The organism is Erythrobacter sp. W302b, from assembly GCF_046452395.1.
In the GTDB taxonomy this organism is placed as follows: domain Bacteria; phylum Pseudomonadota; class Alphaproteobacteria; order Sphingomonadales; family Sphingomonadaceae; genus Erythrobacter.
The window spans coordinates 2,992,170-3,005,888 of the sequence record NZ_JBKFDH010000001.1; the positions used below are offsets into that span (position 1 = coordinate 2,992,170).

A 13,719-nucleotide genomic window follows, 5' to 3' on the forward strand; every position below is an offset into this window, starting at 1 on the left:
GCCGCGCCTCAGGCGGCAGGCGGTTGGCGCAGATAGCGGAACATGAAGCCGACATAATCCGCCTTGCCCAGCGGCACGCCCGCAGCGCGCAGGATCGCATAGGCGCTCATCACGTGGAAATAGAACTGCGGCAGCGCCCAATCGCGGACATAGCTTTCGGTGTGCAAGTCGAAGGTCATGCCGTTGGCGAGGGAAAACTCCACCGGGGCATCATCGGCACCGAACGGGGTGCTTTGCCAGCCCGCAATCAGCGCGCGGGTCGCGGCAATCCGCTCACGCGCGCTCGCCAGCGTGGTATCGTCGATATCGCTCGAGGAATAGGCCACCCCGGCGACCCCGGCCATCGCCTCGCCCGGCAGGTTGCAGGCAAAGCGGATCTGGCGGGCAAGTGGAAACATGTCCTCGGCCAACCTCGCATCGAGCAGCGCGTCGCCGCGCTCGTGATCGGCGGCCTTCGTCAGCCAGCCATCGAGCGAGCCGAGCAGGTTGTCATAGGTGGTGAGCAGCAGCGTGTTAGTTTGCATGGGCAGGGGTTACGCGCCGATCAGTCCTTTATCAACGCCCTGAGCGTCTCCAACCGGTCCGCCTCGTGCGCGGGCTTGTCCCAGCGGATGCGGTGGATGCGGGGGAAGCGCATGGCGAGCCCGCTCTTGTGGCGCTTGCTGGTGTGGACCGAATCGAACGCCACCTCGAACACCAACTCCCGCTTCACCTCGCGCACCGGGCCAAAGCGGTTCAGGGTGTTCTGCCGCACGAATTTGTCGAGCTGTTTCAGCTCGGCATCGGTGAAGCCGGTATAGGCCTTGCCCACCGGCAACAGCTCCGCGCCCGCATCGGGATCGCCGTCCCAGCAGCCGAAGGTGAAATCCGAATGGAAGCTCGATCGTTTGCCTGACCCGCGCTGGGCATACATCACGACACAGTCGATCAGCAGCGGATCGCGCTTCCACTTGTACCACAGCGCGACCTTGCGGCCGGCCACATAGGGGCTCTCACGATGCTTGAGCATCAGCCCTTCGATGGCCTCGTCGCGCGCGGTGTCGCGGATGGCGGCCAGCGCGGCGAAGTCCTCGGCCTCGACCAGTTGGGAGAGGTCGAAATGGCTGGCGGGCAGGCGCGGCATCAGGCCCTCCAAAGTCGCGCGGCGCGACTTCCATGGCTGTTCGCGCCAATCGGTGCCGTCCAGCAGCAGCACATCATAAAGCCGCACGAAGGCGGGGGCCTCCTTGAGCATCTTGCCCGACACGGTCTTGCGCCCGAGCCGCTGTTGCAGCGCAATGAAACTGGCGGCCCCGCCAGCCTCGCCGCCCTGCGCCGATCCCCGCACCAGCAATTCGCCATCGAGCACCGCGTCCATCGGCAGCACGGTGAGCATTTCGGGAAAGCTCGCCGAGATATCGTCGCCCGAGCGCGAATAGACCCGCGTTTCCCCGCCTGCCCTGACCAGCTGGACCCGGATGCCGTCCCATTTCCACTCGGCAGCGTAGTCGGCAAGATCGACCGCGCTGTCCTCCAGCGGATGGGCCAGCATGAAGGGGCGGAAGCGCGGGACACCGGCGAGATCGGGCGCAGGGCCACCGTCAGCGGCCCATTGGAACAGTTCGGTGTAGGGCGGGGTGAGCGCGTGCCAATATTCCTCAACCTCCTCGACCGCGACATCAAAGGCCAGCGCAAAGGCGGTCTTGGCAAGCCGTGCCGAAACGCCCACGCGCATCCCCCCGGTGGCGAGCTTGATCAGCGCATAGCGGCCCTTGGCATCCATCCGGTCGAACAGCGCGGGCAGTTCACGCGGCGCGGTCGCGCGGGTGAGGGCGGCAAGCCGCTCCACCACCTCGGCCAGCGTGAGGGGCGCTTGTGGCGGGGCATCCTCGGGCTCCGGCCACAGCAGGCTCGCCGTTTCAGCCGTGTCGCCGACGAAATCACGCGAGAGCGCCCACAGCACGGGATCGACCCGCTCCATCATCAGGTTGCGCACGGTCGATGACTTCACCGCCGGAAAATCCAATCCCTCGGTCAAGCCGGCCAGCGCCCACCCGCGATCGGGATCGGGCGCCGCGCGCAGGTAAGCCGCGATCAGCGCGAGCTTGCGGTTGCGGCTGGTCGTATAGACCAGCGCGTCGAGCAGGGCGGCGAATTCCTCCATCAGACCTTGGGCCTCCAGGCCGTGGGGTCCTTCCCCTCGCGCGCGGCAGTGACGATGCGGGCGATCCGTGCGGCACGGCTATCGGGGCGCTTGGCGGCGAGCAGCAGTTCGAGGCTGCGGCGGCGCACCGAAAGGCTCAGACCCTCCCACCCCATCAGCGCGCCTGCTTCCGCCAGCGCCTCGGCAAGATCGGTCGGGGCCTTGCCGCTTTCGGTCGCCATCAGTCGCTCCCACGCCCCATCAGCGCGCGCGGCTTCGACCACGGCGCGGCCGGGCGCGGCCATTCGTCCCTCGGCTTCGAGCCGCGCGATCCGCTCGCGGTTGTCCTTCGACCATGCGCTGCCCGGCTTGCGCGGCGAGATCAGCAGCATCGCCCGTGTTGCGTCGAGCGCGCGCGGCAGGCTGTCGATCCAGCCGTAGCAGAGCAGCTCCTCGACGATCGCGGCATAGGGAATGTAGCCCGCGCCGGCCTGCTTCTTGCCTGTCACCAGCCAGACCGATTGCCCGCACGCGTGGTTCGCCGCGAGCCAAGCGCGAAGCTCCTGGGTGCTGGCCACTTCGACCCGTTCGAGATGATCGAGCCGCGCGCTCATCGGCCGCTCACACATTCATTGCGCAGCCATATGGATGCGCTAGTGCGCTTCACCGACGCCGCATGGGTGCGCGTCTTCAACGAGGATTCGCTGTTATGAAGTTTGCTCCGCTTGCTGCCTTGGGCCTGACCGTTGCTGCTCTGACGACACCTGCTTTCGCCGATGACAGCGTGCCAGCCACTGCGCCGGCCGCGGCCTTCAGCATCGACACCCCCATCGAGGTGCTGATGGCGGATGAACGCGCCAAGGCAGCCGTGGCCAAGCATTTCAACGGGATGGACCTCACGCAGCACCCGGCATACGAACAGTTCAAGTCGCTGAGCCTCAAGACGGTCGCACCCTTCTCGCAGGGCCTGATCACTGACGAGATGCTGGCCAAGATCGCCGCCGACCTGGCCGCCATCAAGTAAACGCGGGAGGGGGGAACCCCTCCACCACCCGCTGCGCGGTCGGCCCTCCTCCCCATCCCTGCGGAACGGGGAGGCACTGGTCTGCCGAGCGGTTGGCGCACGACATCGTCCCTCCCCGCCCTGCAAGGATGGGGAGGGGGCAGCGCCGCCGGGCGCTGACGGAGGGGCAAGCCCTTCCTCCACCCCCTCAATCATCCTCGTCCTCATAGCCCACCAGCGCCAGCGCCCGGGCGCGGCGCTGGCTGAGTTCGCACCAGCGCAGCAGCGCTTCCTCGCGGCCGTGGGTGATCCAGGTCTCTTGCGGGTTCACTTGCGCGATGGTGCGGGTGAGTTCGTTCCAGTCGGCATGGTCCGAGATGACCAGCGGCAATTCGACCCCGCGTTGGCGGGCGCGGGCGCGGACCCGCATCCAGCCACTCGCCATGGCGGTGATCGGATCGGGCAGGCGGCGGCTCCAGCGGTCGTTCAGCGCTGAGGGCGGGGCGACCACGATTGCACCGCGCATGTCATCCTTGGCCGCATCGCTGACGAGGCGCAGATCGCCCAGCGCCACCCCGTGTTCCTCATAGAGCCGGCACATCGCCTCCATTGCGCCGTGGAGCCAGATCGTGTCCGTGTGCCCCGCCGCGCGCAGTTCCGCGATCACCCGCTGCGCCTTGCCCAGCGCATAGGCGCCGACGAGAATGCAGGCGTCCGGATTCTCCGCGTGCGCATCGAGCAGCTTGGCGATCTCCTCGCCGATGGGCGGATGCGTGAAGACCGGGAGGCCGAAGGTCGCCTCGGTGATGAAGATATCGCAGGGCGTGACGGCAAACGGCGCGCAGGTGGGGTCGGGCGCGCGTTTGTAATCGCCCGTGATGATCACCCGCTCGCCCGCGTGTTCGAGCAGGATCTGCGCCGAGCCGAGCACATGGCCCGCGGGCAGGAAGGTTGCCGATACGCCCCCGCCGAGGCTGATGCTCTCCCCATACGCGACCGGCACCGCACCATCCGAGGTGGCGTAGCGCAACTTCATGATCGCCAGCGTCGCGGGCGTCGCGATGGTTTCGCCATGCCCGCCGCGCGCGTGGTCGGCATGGCCATGGGTCACCAAGGCCCGCGGCGCCGCGCGAGACGGATCGACCCAGATGTCGGCGGGGACGACATGGATGCCGTGCGGCTCGGGCCGGATCCAGGAAAAGGGGGCGGTCATGGAGGAAATACGAGTCGCAAGCGGCAAGGGTTCCATTCCTCCCCCTCGCGCAGGAATGGGGAGGTGTCGCCGCGAAGCGGTGACGGAGGGGTAAGGCACAAGGGGTGGAACCCCTCCGTCAGCCCTGCGCGCTGCCACCTCCCCATCCCTGCGGGACGGGGAGGGACTTTCGGCAATCAGCCCTCGTCGGTTTCCGTCGCGGGCTTCTTTGCGGGCGCCCTTTTCTTCACCGACACCTTCTTCACCGGCTTCACCTTCGGCGGGGCCGGAGTCATCTCGAAGGACGGCTTGCCATCCTTGATGCTGACATGGACTTCGCCGCCTTCGGCCAGCTTGCCGAAGAGCAGTTCTTCCGCCAGCGGCTGCTTGATCTTGTCCTGGATCAGACGGGCCATCGGACGTGCGCCGTAGAGCTTGTCATAGCCCTTGTCCCCCAGCCACGCGCGGGCGTCGCTGTCGAACTGGATATGGACGTTCTGTTCGGCCAGCTGCAATTCCAGCTGGAGGATGAACTTGTCGACCACGCGGGCGACGATGCTCTTGCCGAGATAGGCGAAGGGCACGATCGCATCCAGACGGTTGCGGAATTCCGGCGTGAACATCTTGTTCACCGCCTCGGTCCCGGCATCGGCCTTCGACACATCGCCGAACCCGATCCCGCTGCGCGCCATGTCCGACGCACCGGCATTGGTGGTCATGATCAGGACCACGTTGCGGAAGTCCACCGTCTTGCCGTGGTGATCGGTCAGGCGGCCATTATCCATCACCTGCAACAGGATGTTGAACAGATCGGGGTGGGCCTTCTCGATCTCGTCGAGCAGCAGCACGCAATGCGGGTTCTGGTCGACGGCATCGGTGAGGAGGCCGCCCTGATCATAGCCGACATAGCCCGGAGGCGCGCCGATCAGGCGGCTGACCGAGTGCCGCTCCATATATTCCGACATGTCGAACCGCTTGAGTTCGATCCCCATGATGTTCGCAAGCTGACGCGCCACTTCGGTCTTGCCGACGCCGGTGGGGCCGGAGAACAGGAAGCTCCCGATCGGCTTGTCGGGATCGCGAAGCCCTGCACGGCTCAGCTTCATCGCGGTGGCAAGGCGGGTGATCGCCTCGTCCTGCCCGAAGACGACATGCTTCAGATCGCGTTCGAGGTTTTCGAGCGCCTTCTTGTCGTCCTTGCTGACGGACTTGGGCGGGATGCGCGCCATAGTCGCGATCACCGCTTCGATTTCCTTGGCGGTGATGGTCTTCTTGCGGCGGTTGGGCGGCACCAGCATCTGCATCGCGCCGACTTCGTCGATGACGTCGATCGCCTTGTCGGGCAGCTTGCGATCATTGATGTAGCGCGCCGAGAGCTCCACCGCGGTCTTGATCGCGTCGGGCGTGTACTTGACCTTGTGGTGATCCTCGAAGGCCGAACGCAGACCCTTGAGGATCTTGATCGTGTCCTCGATGGTGGGCTCGTTCACGTCGATCTTCTGGAACCGCCGCAGCAGCGCGCGGTCCTTTTCGAAGTGGTTGCGGAACTCCTTGTAGGTGGTCGAACCGATGCAACGGATCGCACCTGACGACAGGGCGGGCTTGAGCAGGTTCGAAGCATCCATCGCCCCGCCACTGGTCGCGCCCGCGCCGATCACCGTATGGATCTCGTCGATGAACAGCACCGCGTTGGGCATGGCTTCAAGCTCGGTCACGACCTGCTTCAAGCGCTCTTCAAAGTCGCCGCGATAGCGCGTGCCGGCCAGCAGCGCGCCCATGTCGAGCGAGTAGATCACCGCCGGCAGCAGCACTTCGGGCACATCGCCTTCGACGATCTTGCGCGCCAGACCTTCGGCAATCGCGGTCTTCCCCACGCCGGGGTCGCCGACATAGAGCGGATTGTTCTTGGACCGGCGGCACAGGATCTGGATCGTCCGGTCGACTTCGGGCCCGCGGCCGATCAGCGGATCGATCTTGCCGCTTTCGGCCTTGGCGTTGAGGTTGACGGTGAACTGGTCGAGCGCGGTTTCCTTCTTGTTGCCGCCGCCCGCTTCCTTGGTCTGTGCAGGTTCATCCGCCTTGTCGGTGCCCTGCGGAGTCTTGGGCTCCATCTGGCGGCCGCCCTTGCCGATGCCATGGCTGATGAAGCTCACCGCATCCAGCCGGCTCATATCCTGCTGCTGGAGGAAATAGACCGCGTAGGAATCGCGTTCCGAGAACAGCGCGACCAGCACATTGGCGCCGGTGACGGTGTCCTTGCCCGAGGACTGGACGTGCAGGATCGCGCGCTGGATCACCCGCTGGAAACCGGCGGTGGGCTGGGGATCGGCGCCGTCCTCGGTCTTGAGGCTCTGGTATTCCTGATCGAGGTACTGTTTCACCACCTCGCCCAGTTCAGCCAGGTCGACCCCGCAGGCGGCCATCACTTGCGCCGCGTCCTCATCATCGATCAGCGCCAGCAGCAGGTGTTCGAGCGTGGCATATTCGTGCCGACGTTCGGACGCATTGCCGAGCGCGTTGTGCAGCGTGCGTTCGAGGTTCTGGGCGAAGCTGGGCATGGGAGAGGCCTTTTCAGCTGAGAGAGGGTGCTCGTGGCGAAGGAGCGGGGGGAGCCGGTTTCCAACAATATGGGTGGGGCCGCGCAAATTGCGAATCCCCTAAGGGTGATACGCTGAACAGGTCCACGCGGATCATCCGCCGCCCTTCCCGAACAGCGCATCGGCCGCGGCGCGGTGAGCGGCCGCCTTGTCGCGGTGCGCCCTCACCCGGGCAATCTCGGTCTCGAGCAGCGCGATCCGTTCATCCAGCTCGGCCTGCGAATAGGGGCCGAGGTCCTCGTGTCCGAGGCGACTCGCCGCGTCTCCGCTGGGCCGTGGGCGATCGGGTTCTTCCATTGCGACGCAGCATCAGGCCCAAGCGGCTTGCTGTCAATCGGCGAGACGGTTATTCGCACATGCGACATAGTTAACTGCGGTGGATTGGGGGCAGATTGTGATGGTTGCAAGCAGCGGGGTCGCCTTGCCGGAGACCATGCAATCGATTGGCTTCGACGCGCCGGGCGGGCCGGAGGTGCTGCGGCTGCAAACCAGCCCGGTTCCGCGTCTGCGGCCTGACGATGTCCTGATCCGCGTCGCCTATGCCGGGGTCAACCGTCCTGATTGCCTGCAACGCGCGGGTGCCTATCCGCCGCCACCGGGGGCCTCGCCGCTGCTGGGCCTTGAGGTTTCGGGCGAGATCGTCGCAGTCGGCAGCGAAGTCCCGCGCGAGATGATCGGGCAATATGTCGCAGCCCTCACGCCGGGCGGAGGCTATGCCGAATATTGCGCGGCGCACTGGCAACACTGCCTGCCCGTGCCTGAAGGCATGCTGCTGGCCGAAGCCGCCGCGCTGCCCGAGACCCTGTTCACCGTGTGGCACAATCTTTTCGAGCGCGGCCTCGCCCGTGATGGGGAGCGGGTGCTGATCCACGGCGGCACCTCCGGCATCGGCACCATGGCGATCATGCTCGCCAAGGCTTTCGGGCTTGAGGTCATCGTCACCTGCGGCGACACCGCCAAATGCGCTTCCGCGACCCGGATCGGCGCGGATCTCGCGATCAATTACCGCGAGACCGACTTTGTCGAGGCGGTCATGGCCCATACCGAGGGCAAGGGCGTCCACGTGGTGCTCGACATGGTGTCGGGCGACTATGTTGCGCGCAATCTCAAATGCCTGGCCGAAGATGGCCGCCACGTCACCATCGCGGTGCTGGGCGGGGCGAAGGCCGACATCAATATGGCGGTGGTGATGATGCGCCGCCTGACGCTGACGGGATCGACCCTGCGCCCGCGCTCCGACAGCTTCAAATCCGCGCTCGCGGACGAGATCGCCGACAATGCCTGGCCGCTGTTCTGCGACGGGGAACTGTCCCCGGTGATGGACATGACCTTCCCCCTCGCCGAAGCCGCCGCTGCCCATGCGCGCATGGAAAAAGGCGATCACATCGGCAAGATTGTGCTGGAAGTCGCCGGTGGCTGAGGCGCTTACCCTCCACGAAGACCCCCGCAGCGGGAATTGCTTCAAGATCAAGCTCACCGCCGCGCTGCTCGGCCTGCCGCTGGCGACGCGCGCCTATGACATCATGCAGGGCGAGACCCGCACGCCCGAATTTCTCGCCAAGGTCAACGCCAATGGCCGTATCCCGGTGCTCCAGATCGGCGAAGGGGCCGATGCGCGCTTCCTGCCTGAGAGCAATGCCGCCTGCTGGTATCTCGCCCATGGCTCGGCGCTGATCCCGGCGGATCGCTTCGCGCAGTCCGACATGCTGCGCTGGATGTTCTTCGAACAATACAACCACGAGCCTAACGTGGCCACGCTCCGCTTCTGGCTGCGCTTCGTGGGCGAGGCGAACCTCTCGGACGCCCAGCGCGCGCAGATCATCGCCAAGCGCATGGCGGGCCATGCGGCGCTGGAGGTGATGGACAAGCATCTGGCGAACCACGCCTTTTTCTGCGGTGACGCTCCGACCCTCGCCGACATCGCGCTGTTCCCCTATACCCATGTCGCCGAGGAAGGCGGCTTCGGCCTTGGCGACTATGGCCATGTCCGCGCATGGATCGCCCGCGTCGAAGGACTGCCCGGTTTCATCCCGATGGACTGATGCGCGCCTGTCATGGTTCTGAAAACATGACGCGAAACCGCCACGGGCTTGAGAGTCACGTGTAACAATTGCCTGCCATGGAGGCTTCCGAGCCAAGCCACGCAGGACCCTCCGATGACCGGCGCCGACCTCGACGATTTGATTCAAGGCAACATCGCCAGCTTCCCTTTCACCGCCCCGCGCACGCCCGAGCGGGAAGGCGAGCGGCGCAGCTATCGCACGATCTGGATCAGCGATGTCCACCTCGGCACCAAGGGCTGCAATGCGGAGCTGCTGATCGACTTCCTCGACCACACCGACAGCGAGACCATGTATCTGGTCGGCGACATCATTGATGGCTGGCGGTTGAAGAAGAAGTTCTACTGGCCCTCGGCGCACAATGACATCGTCTGGCGCATCATGAAGCGCGCCCGGCGGGGCACGCGGGTGGTCTACATCCCCGGCAATCATGACGAGATGTTCCGCCAGTTCACCGGATTGAACTTCGGCGGCATCGAGATCCGCCGCGCCGCCTTCCACGATACGGCCGATGGCCGCCGGTTGATGGTGCTGCATGGCGACGAGTTCGATGCCGTGATGCTGTCGCACCGCTGGCTCGCCTTTGTGGGCGACCATGCCTATCACCTGATGATGAAGTGCAACATCGCGGTGAACACCGTGCGCCGCTGGCTGGGCAAGCCTTACTGGTCGCTGTCCAAGGCGGCCAAGCACAAGGTCAAGAACGCCGTCGAATTCATCGGGAAGTACGAGGAAGTCGTCGCTCGCGCTGCGGGCGAGCGCGGCGTCGACGGGGTGGTGTGCGGCCACATCCACACCGCTGAATTCCGCGAGTTCCACCATAACGGCAAGCCGGTCGAATACTGGAACGATGGCGATTGGGTCGAAGGCTGCAATGCGCTGGTCGAACATCACGACGGGCGGATGGAGATTCTGCACTGGCCCGAAGAGATGAAGCGGCGGGAGCGCGCCGATGCGCTCGTCGATACCTCCGTCGATACCCCTGCGCGTGTGGCGGCGTGACGCCAGCTTCGATCGCCATCATCACCGATGCCTGGCATCCGCAGACCAATGGCGTGGTGCGCACGCTTTCGACCACCTGCGAGGTGTTGCGCGGCTGGGGCCATCAGGTCACGGTGATCTCGCCCGAGGGCTACCCCTCGATCCCCGCGCCGACCTATCCCGAGATCCGCCTCGCGCTGACGGCTCCCGGCGCGGTCGGGCGGCGGTTGGCGCGAATCGCGCCTGACGCGGTGCATATCGCCACCGAAGGGCCGCTGGGGCTGGCCGCGCGGCGCTATTGCCTGAGGCGCCGGGTGCCGTTCACCACCGCCTACCACACCCAGTTCCCCGATTACCTCGCGCGGCGCACCGGCCTGCCGGCCAAGGTGTTCTGGCCCTATATCCGCTGGTTCCACCGCCCGGCACAGCGAATCATGGTCGCGACCGAGACGATCCGTGCGCAGCTGCGCGAGCAGGGGCTGACGCACCTCACCCATTGGAGCCGCGGGGTCGATCTCGCCTGCTTTTCCCCCACAGCCCCGCCGCCGCCCGAATATGCCGGGATGGCGGGGCCGATCCTGCTCTATGTCGGGCGGGTCGCGGTCGAGAAGAACATCGAGGCCTTCCTCGCCTGCCCCTATCCCGGCACCAAGGTGGTGGTGGGCGACGGCCCGGCCCGCGCGGCGCTGGCGGCGAAGTTTCCGGACGCGCTGTTCCTCGGCAAGCGGTCGGGGGTCGAGCTGGCGGGTTGCTATGCCGGGGCGGACGTGTTCGTCTTCCCCAGTCGCACCGACACCTTTGGCCTCGTCATGATCGAGGCGCTCGCCTGCGGGACGCCGGTGGCCGCTTTTCCGGTGCCCGGCCCGCTCGACATCGTCACCGATGCCGTGGGCGCCATGTCCGAAGACCTCACCCGCGCGATCGACGCGGCGCGCTATTGCGACCGTGCCGCCTGCGCCGCCTATGCCGCCAGCTTTTCGTGGGAAGCGGCCACGCGCCAGTTCCTCGCCGGTCTGGTCGCGCTGGAAGAGGAGGAGGCGGTTTCGCTGCAAGCGATGCCCGCTTTCTGAATCCATTCCTTGCCGTTTTCGCGGCTTTCGCCTATTTGGGAATCCAAGATGGCCGCTCCGAAAGGGGCGGCCCTTTCATTTTCAACGGAGATTCCCACCATGGCGATCAAGGATCAGCCCAAGCCGCTGATGCCGCATGCCACCGCGACCTGGCTAGTGGACAACACTGCGCTCTCGTTCGAGCAGATTGCCGAGTTCTGCGGACTTCACATCCTTGAAGTGCAGGCGATGGCCGATGACCTTGCGGGCAGCAAGTATACCGGGCGCGATCCGGTCCACTCGGGCGAGCTGACGCAGGCCGAGATCGAAAAGGGTCAGGCCGACGCGACCTATTCGCTGCGGATGCACAAGGCTCCGGTCGAAGTGACCCGCACCAAGGGCCCGCGCTACACCCCGGTGTCGAAGCGCCAGGACAAGCCCGACGGCATCGCGTGGATTCTGCGCAATCACCCCGAAGTGTCGGACGCGCAGATCTCGAAGCTGATCGGCACCACCCGCAACACCATCGGCGCGCTGCGCGACCGGACCCACTGGAACATCCAGAACATCACGCCGAAAGACCCGGTGACGCTGGGCCTGTGTTCGCAGCGGGAGCTTGACGCGATGGTTGCCAAGGCTGCCAAGCGCGCCGGGATCACCGAAGATGCCGATGCTCCGGCCAAGTCCGATCGCAATGATCGCGAGAGCCTGATCGCGGAACTGCGCGCGGAACGCGATGCCAACGTCAAGGCGGCCGGGCAAGCCGCGCAGGAAGCCGAGGCGGAAGCCTGGCTCGCCGCACGCCGCGCCGCCGAAGCCGCCGAAGAGAAGATCGACCCGGAAAGCGGGTTTATCTAGGAGGCTATGGCCCTCTGACATCTCACATCGTCGCCCCGTGCCTGACACGGGGCCGGGTTTCTTCTGTCTCGTGACCTGATGAAGAAGCCAAGCCCCGGATCAAGTCCGGGGCGACGTTGTTTTAAAGTCGCAAAAGCCTGCGCCTTTTCCGACTTTCGCTTGTGCGCCGCGTGATTGTCAGCCAGTATTATTGACATGCCTGTCAGTAACGCTGCCTATCACCACCCCACGCCCCTCGACACCCGGTTCGCGCCGATGAGCTTGCCAGCGATGCTGGAACGCAGCGTCCGCGCCAATCCCGATGCGCCGTTCCTTCATTTCCTCGGGCGGACCTACAGCTACCAGCAGATCTTCGTGCAGGCGCAGGCCTTTGCCCGGGGGCTGACCGCCATGGGCATCGCCAAGGGCGACCGTGTTGGCCTGTTCCTGCCCAATGTCCCGATCTACGCCGCCGCCTATTACGGGGCGATGATGGCGGGCGCCGTGGTGGTGAACTTCTCGCCGCTCTATTCGGTCGAGGAATTGAGCTGGCAGGTGGGTGACAGCGGCACGCGGGTGCTGGTGACGCTCGATGTGCCCGAACTCTACGCAACCGCGCACAAGGTGCTCGAAGGCTCGGCGCTGGAGACGCTGGTGGTGGGCTCTCTGGCCGCCATGCTGCCGTGGTACAAGGGGCTGGCGCTGAAGCTGCTCAAGCGCAGCCAGATCGCCGATGTCGCCTATGGCCCGAACGTGCGCCGCTGGACGGATATGACGCCGAACGGCGCAGCCCCTTCGGTCGAAGTGACCGCGCAAGACCTTGCCTTGCTGCAATACACCGGCGGCACCACCGGGCGGCCCAAGGGGGCGATGCTGGGGCATGACCAGCTGAGCGTGAACGCCCAGCAGGTCGCCGCGATCAATCCCTTCGGCAATGCGCGGGACGAGGTGTTCATGGGGGCGCTGCCGTTCTTCCACGTCTTCGCCAACACCGCGCTGCTCAATCACGCCTGCGTCACCGGCGCCTCGATCGCGATGGTGCCGCGGTTCGAGACCAAGCAGGTGCTTCAGACGATCCAGACATATCGCTGCACCGGATTTCCCGGCGTGCCGACGATGTTCCAGGCGATGCTCGATCATCCTGACCTCGCCAAGACCGATCTCTCCAGTCTCAAGATCTGCATTTCGGGCGGAGCGCCGATGCCCGGCCCCGTCCATCTCCGCTTCGAAGAGGCGACCGGCGTGCGGCTGGTCGAAGGCTATGGCCTCACCGAAAGCGCGGGCGTCGTGTCGGCCAATCCTTATGATGGCACCCGCAAGCGCGGCACGATCGGGCAATTGGTGCCTGGGACGGAAGTGATCCTGCTCGACAAGGAGCACCCCGAACAGCTCGCTCCCGAAGGCGAGCCGGGCGAGTTGGCGGTCCACGGCCCGCAAGTGATGCGCGGGTACTGGAACCGGCCGGACACCGATGCCGAAACCTTCGTGGAGCGGGACGGCAAGCGTTACCTGCGCACCGGCGATGTCGCGCGCGTGGACGAGGATGGATTCCTCGAAATCGTCGACCGCATCAAGGACATGATCGCGGTGGGCGGCTTCAAGGTCTTCCCGAGCGTGGTCGAGGACGTGATCCTCGAGCACCCGGCGGTGAAGGAGGCGCTGGTGATCGGCGTTCCCGAGGAATATCGCGGCGAAGTGCCCCGCGCCTATGTCACACTGCACGAGGACGCCTCAGCGACCGGCGCAGAGCTGGCCAGCTGGCTCAACGCCCGGATCGGCAAGCACGAACGCGTCGATCAGGTGGTGGTGCGTGAAAGCCTGCCCAAGACGATCATTGGCAAACTCGACCGCAAGACGCTGCGGGCCGAGGTGCTGTAG

Annotated in this window: 13 protein-coding genes; 7 read left to right on the forward strand and 6 right to left on the reverse strand. The window is 65.7% G+C overall.

The window, feature by feature from the left end:
- Positions 1-8: 8 nt before the first annotated feature.
- The 3 genes from ACLBKT_RS14260 to ACLBKT_RS14270 are packed head-to-tail and all read right to left on the reverse strand — an operon-like array spanning position 9 to position 2,736.
- Entirely contained in the window at positions 9-524 is a 516-nt protein-coding gene (locus tag ACLBKT_RS14260) for a DUF1993 family protein (protein WP_410183563.1), read from the reverse strand.
- Positions 525-544: 20 nt separating this feature from the next.
- Entirely contained in the window at positions 545-2,143 is a 1,599-nt protein-coding gene (locus ACLBKT_RS14265) for a cisplatin damage response ATP-dependent DNA ligase (RefSeq protein WP_410183564.1), read from the reverse strand.
- Positions 2,143-2,736, reverse strand: a complete 594-nt coding sequence (locus ACLBKT_RS14270; RefSeq protein ID WP_410183565.1) for a YdeI/OmpD-associated family protein — start codon at positions 2,734-2,736, stop codon at positions 2,143-2,145. The genes ACLBKT_RS14265 and ACLBKT_RS14270 overlap by 1 nt, the downstream gene beginning before the upstream one ends.
- Positions 2,737-2,831: 95 nt before the next feature.
- On the opposite strand from ACLBKT_RS14270, the gene ACLBKT_RS14275 reads away from it, so the two are divergent.
- Complete coding sequence (locus tag ACLBKT_RS14275) at positions 2,832-3,146, forward strand: hypothetical protein (RefSeq protein WP_410183566.1); 315 nt, start codon at positions 2,832-2,834, stop codon at positions 3,144-3,146.
- A gap of 187 nt (positions 3,147-3,333) precedes the next feature.
- On the opposite strand, the gene ACLBKT_RS14280 is transcribed toward ACLBKT_RS14275, so the two are convergent.
- The 3 genes from ACLBKT_RS14280 to ACLBKT_RS14290 form a co-directional block, all read right to left on the reverse strand.
- A complete protein-coding gene (locus tag ACLBKT_RS14280; RefSeq protein WP_410183567.1) occupies positions 3,334-4,338 on the reverse strand; it encodes a ligase-associated DNA damage response exonuclease in 1,005 nt (334 codons plus the stop codon).
- 176 nt (positions 4,339-4,514) lie between these two features.
- Positions 4,515-6,875, reverse strand: coding sequence for an ATP-dependent Clp protease ATP-binding subunit ClpA (clpA, locus tag ACLBKT_RS14285; RefSeq protein WP_410183568.1), 2,361 nt, complete (start codon positions 6,873-6,875; stop codon positions 4,515-4,517).
- Positions 6,876-7,007: 132 nt separating this feature from the next.
- On the reverse strand, positions 7,008-7,211 hold the full coding sequence (locus ACLBKT_RS14290) for a DUF1192 domain-containing protein (RefSeq protein ID WP_410183569.1): 204 nt from the start codon (positions 7,209-7,211) through the stop codon (positions 7,008-7,010).
- Between the two features lie 100 nt (positions 7,212-7,311).
- Between ACLBKT_RS14290 and ACLBKT_RS14295 the strand changes: the two genes are divergently transcribed.
- The 6 genes from ACLBKT_RS14295 (at position 7,312) to ACLBKT_RS14320 (ending at position 13,719) form a co-directional block, all read left to right on the forward strand.
- Entirely contained in the window at positions 7,312-8,334 is a 1,023-nt protein-coding gene (locus tag ACLBKT_RS14295) for an NAD(P)H-quinone oxidoreductase (RefSeq protein WP_410183570.1), read from the forward strand.
- Positions 8,327-8,956, forward strand: a complete 630-nt coding sequence (locus tag ACLBKT_RS14300) for a glutathione S-transferase family protein (RefSeq protein WP_410183571.1) — start codon at positions 8,327-8,329, stop codon at positions 8,954-8,956. Before ACLBKT_RS14295 ends, ACLBKT_RS14300 begins: the two co-directional genes overlap by 8 nt.
- Positions 8,957-9,070: 114 nt before the next feature.
- Positions 9,071-9,976 carry a UDP-2,3-diacylglucosamine diphosphatase gene (locus ACLBKT_RS14305; protein WP_410183572.1) on the forward strand — a complete coding sequence of 302 codons (906 nt, stop codon included), beginning with the start codon at positions 9,071-9,073 and terminating at the stop codon, positions 9,974-9,976.
- Positions 9,973-11,025, forward strand: coding sequence for a glycosyltransferase family 4 protein (locus ACLBKT_RS14310; RefSeq protein WP_410183573.1), 1,053 nt, complete (start codon positions 9,973-9,975; stop codon positions 11,023-11,025). Before ACLBKT_RS14305 ends, ACLBKT_RS14310 begins: the two co-directional genes overlap by 4 nt.
- Positions 11,026-11,124: 99 nt before the next feature.
- On the forward strand, positions 11,125-11,862 hold the full coding sequence (locus ACLBKT_RS14315) for a DUF1013 domain-containing protein (RefSeq protein ID WP_410183574.1): 738 nt from the start codon (positions 11,125-11,127) through the stop codon (positions 11,860-11,862).
- A 195-nt stretch (positions 11,863-12,057) separates the two neighbouring features.
- Entirely contained in the window at positions 12,058-13,719 is a 1,662-nt protein-coding gene (locus ACLBKT_RS14320; protein ID WP_410183575.1) for an AMP-binding protein, read from the forward strand.

Excerpts from the sequence above, each read along its gene's own strand:
- ACLBKT_RS14260 (WP_410183563.1), bottom strand. The coding sequence starts at position 524 with ATGCAAACTAACACGCTGCTGCTCACCACCTATGACAACCTGCTCGGC.
- ACLBKT_RS14265 (WP_410183564.1), bottom strand. The coding sequence starts at position 2,143 with ATGGAGGAATTCGCCGCCCTGCTCGACGCGCTGGTCTATACGACCAGC.
- ACLBKT_RS14270 (WP_410183565.1), bottom strand. The coding sequence starts at position 2,736 with ATGAGCGCGCGGCTCGATCATCTCGAACGGGTCGAAGTGGCCAGCACC.
- ACLBKT_RS14275 (WP_410183566.1), top strand. The coding sequence starts at position 2,832 with ATGAAGTTTGCTCCGCTTGCTGCCTTGGGCCTGACCGTTGCTGCTCTG.
- ACLBKT_RS14280 (WP_410183567.1), bottom strand. The coding sequence starts at position 4,338 with ATGACCGCCCCCTTTTCCTGGATCCGGCCCGAGCCGCACGGCATCCAT.
- clpA (WP_410183568.1), bottom strand. The coding sequence starts at position 6,875 with ATGCCCAGCTTCGCCCAGAACCTCGAACGCACGCTGCACAACGCGCTC.
- ACLBKT_RS14290 (WP_410183569.1), bottom strand. The coding sequence starts at position 7,211 with ATGGAAGAACCCGATCGCCCACGGCCCAGCGGAGACGCGGCGAGTCGC.
- ACLBKT_RS14295 (WP_410183570.1), top strand. The coding sequence starts at position 7,312 with ATGGTTGCAAGCAGCGGGGTCGCCTTGCCGGAGACCATGCAATCGATT.
- ACLBKT_RS14305 (WP_410183572.1), top strand. The coding sequence starts at position 9,071 with ATGACCGGCGCCGACCTCGACGATTTGATTCAAGGCAACATCGCCAGC.
- ACLBKT_RS14315 (WP_410183574.1), top strand. The coding sequence starts at position 11,125 with ATGGCGATCAAGGATCAGCCCAAGCCGCTGATGCCGCATGCCACCGCG.
- ACLBKT_RS14320 (WP_410183575.1), top strand. The coding sequence starts at position 12,058 with ATGCCTGTCAGTAACGCTGCCTATCACCACCCCACGCCCCTCGACACC.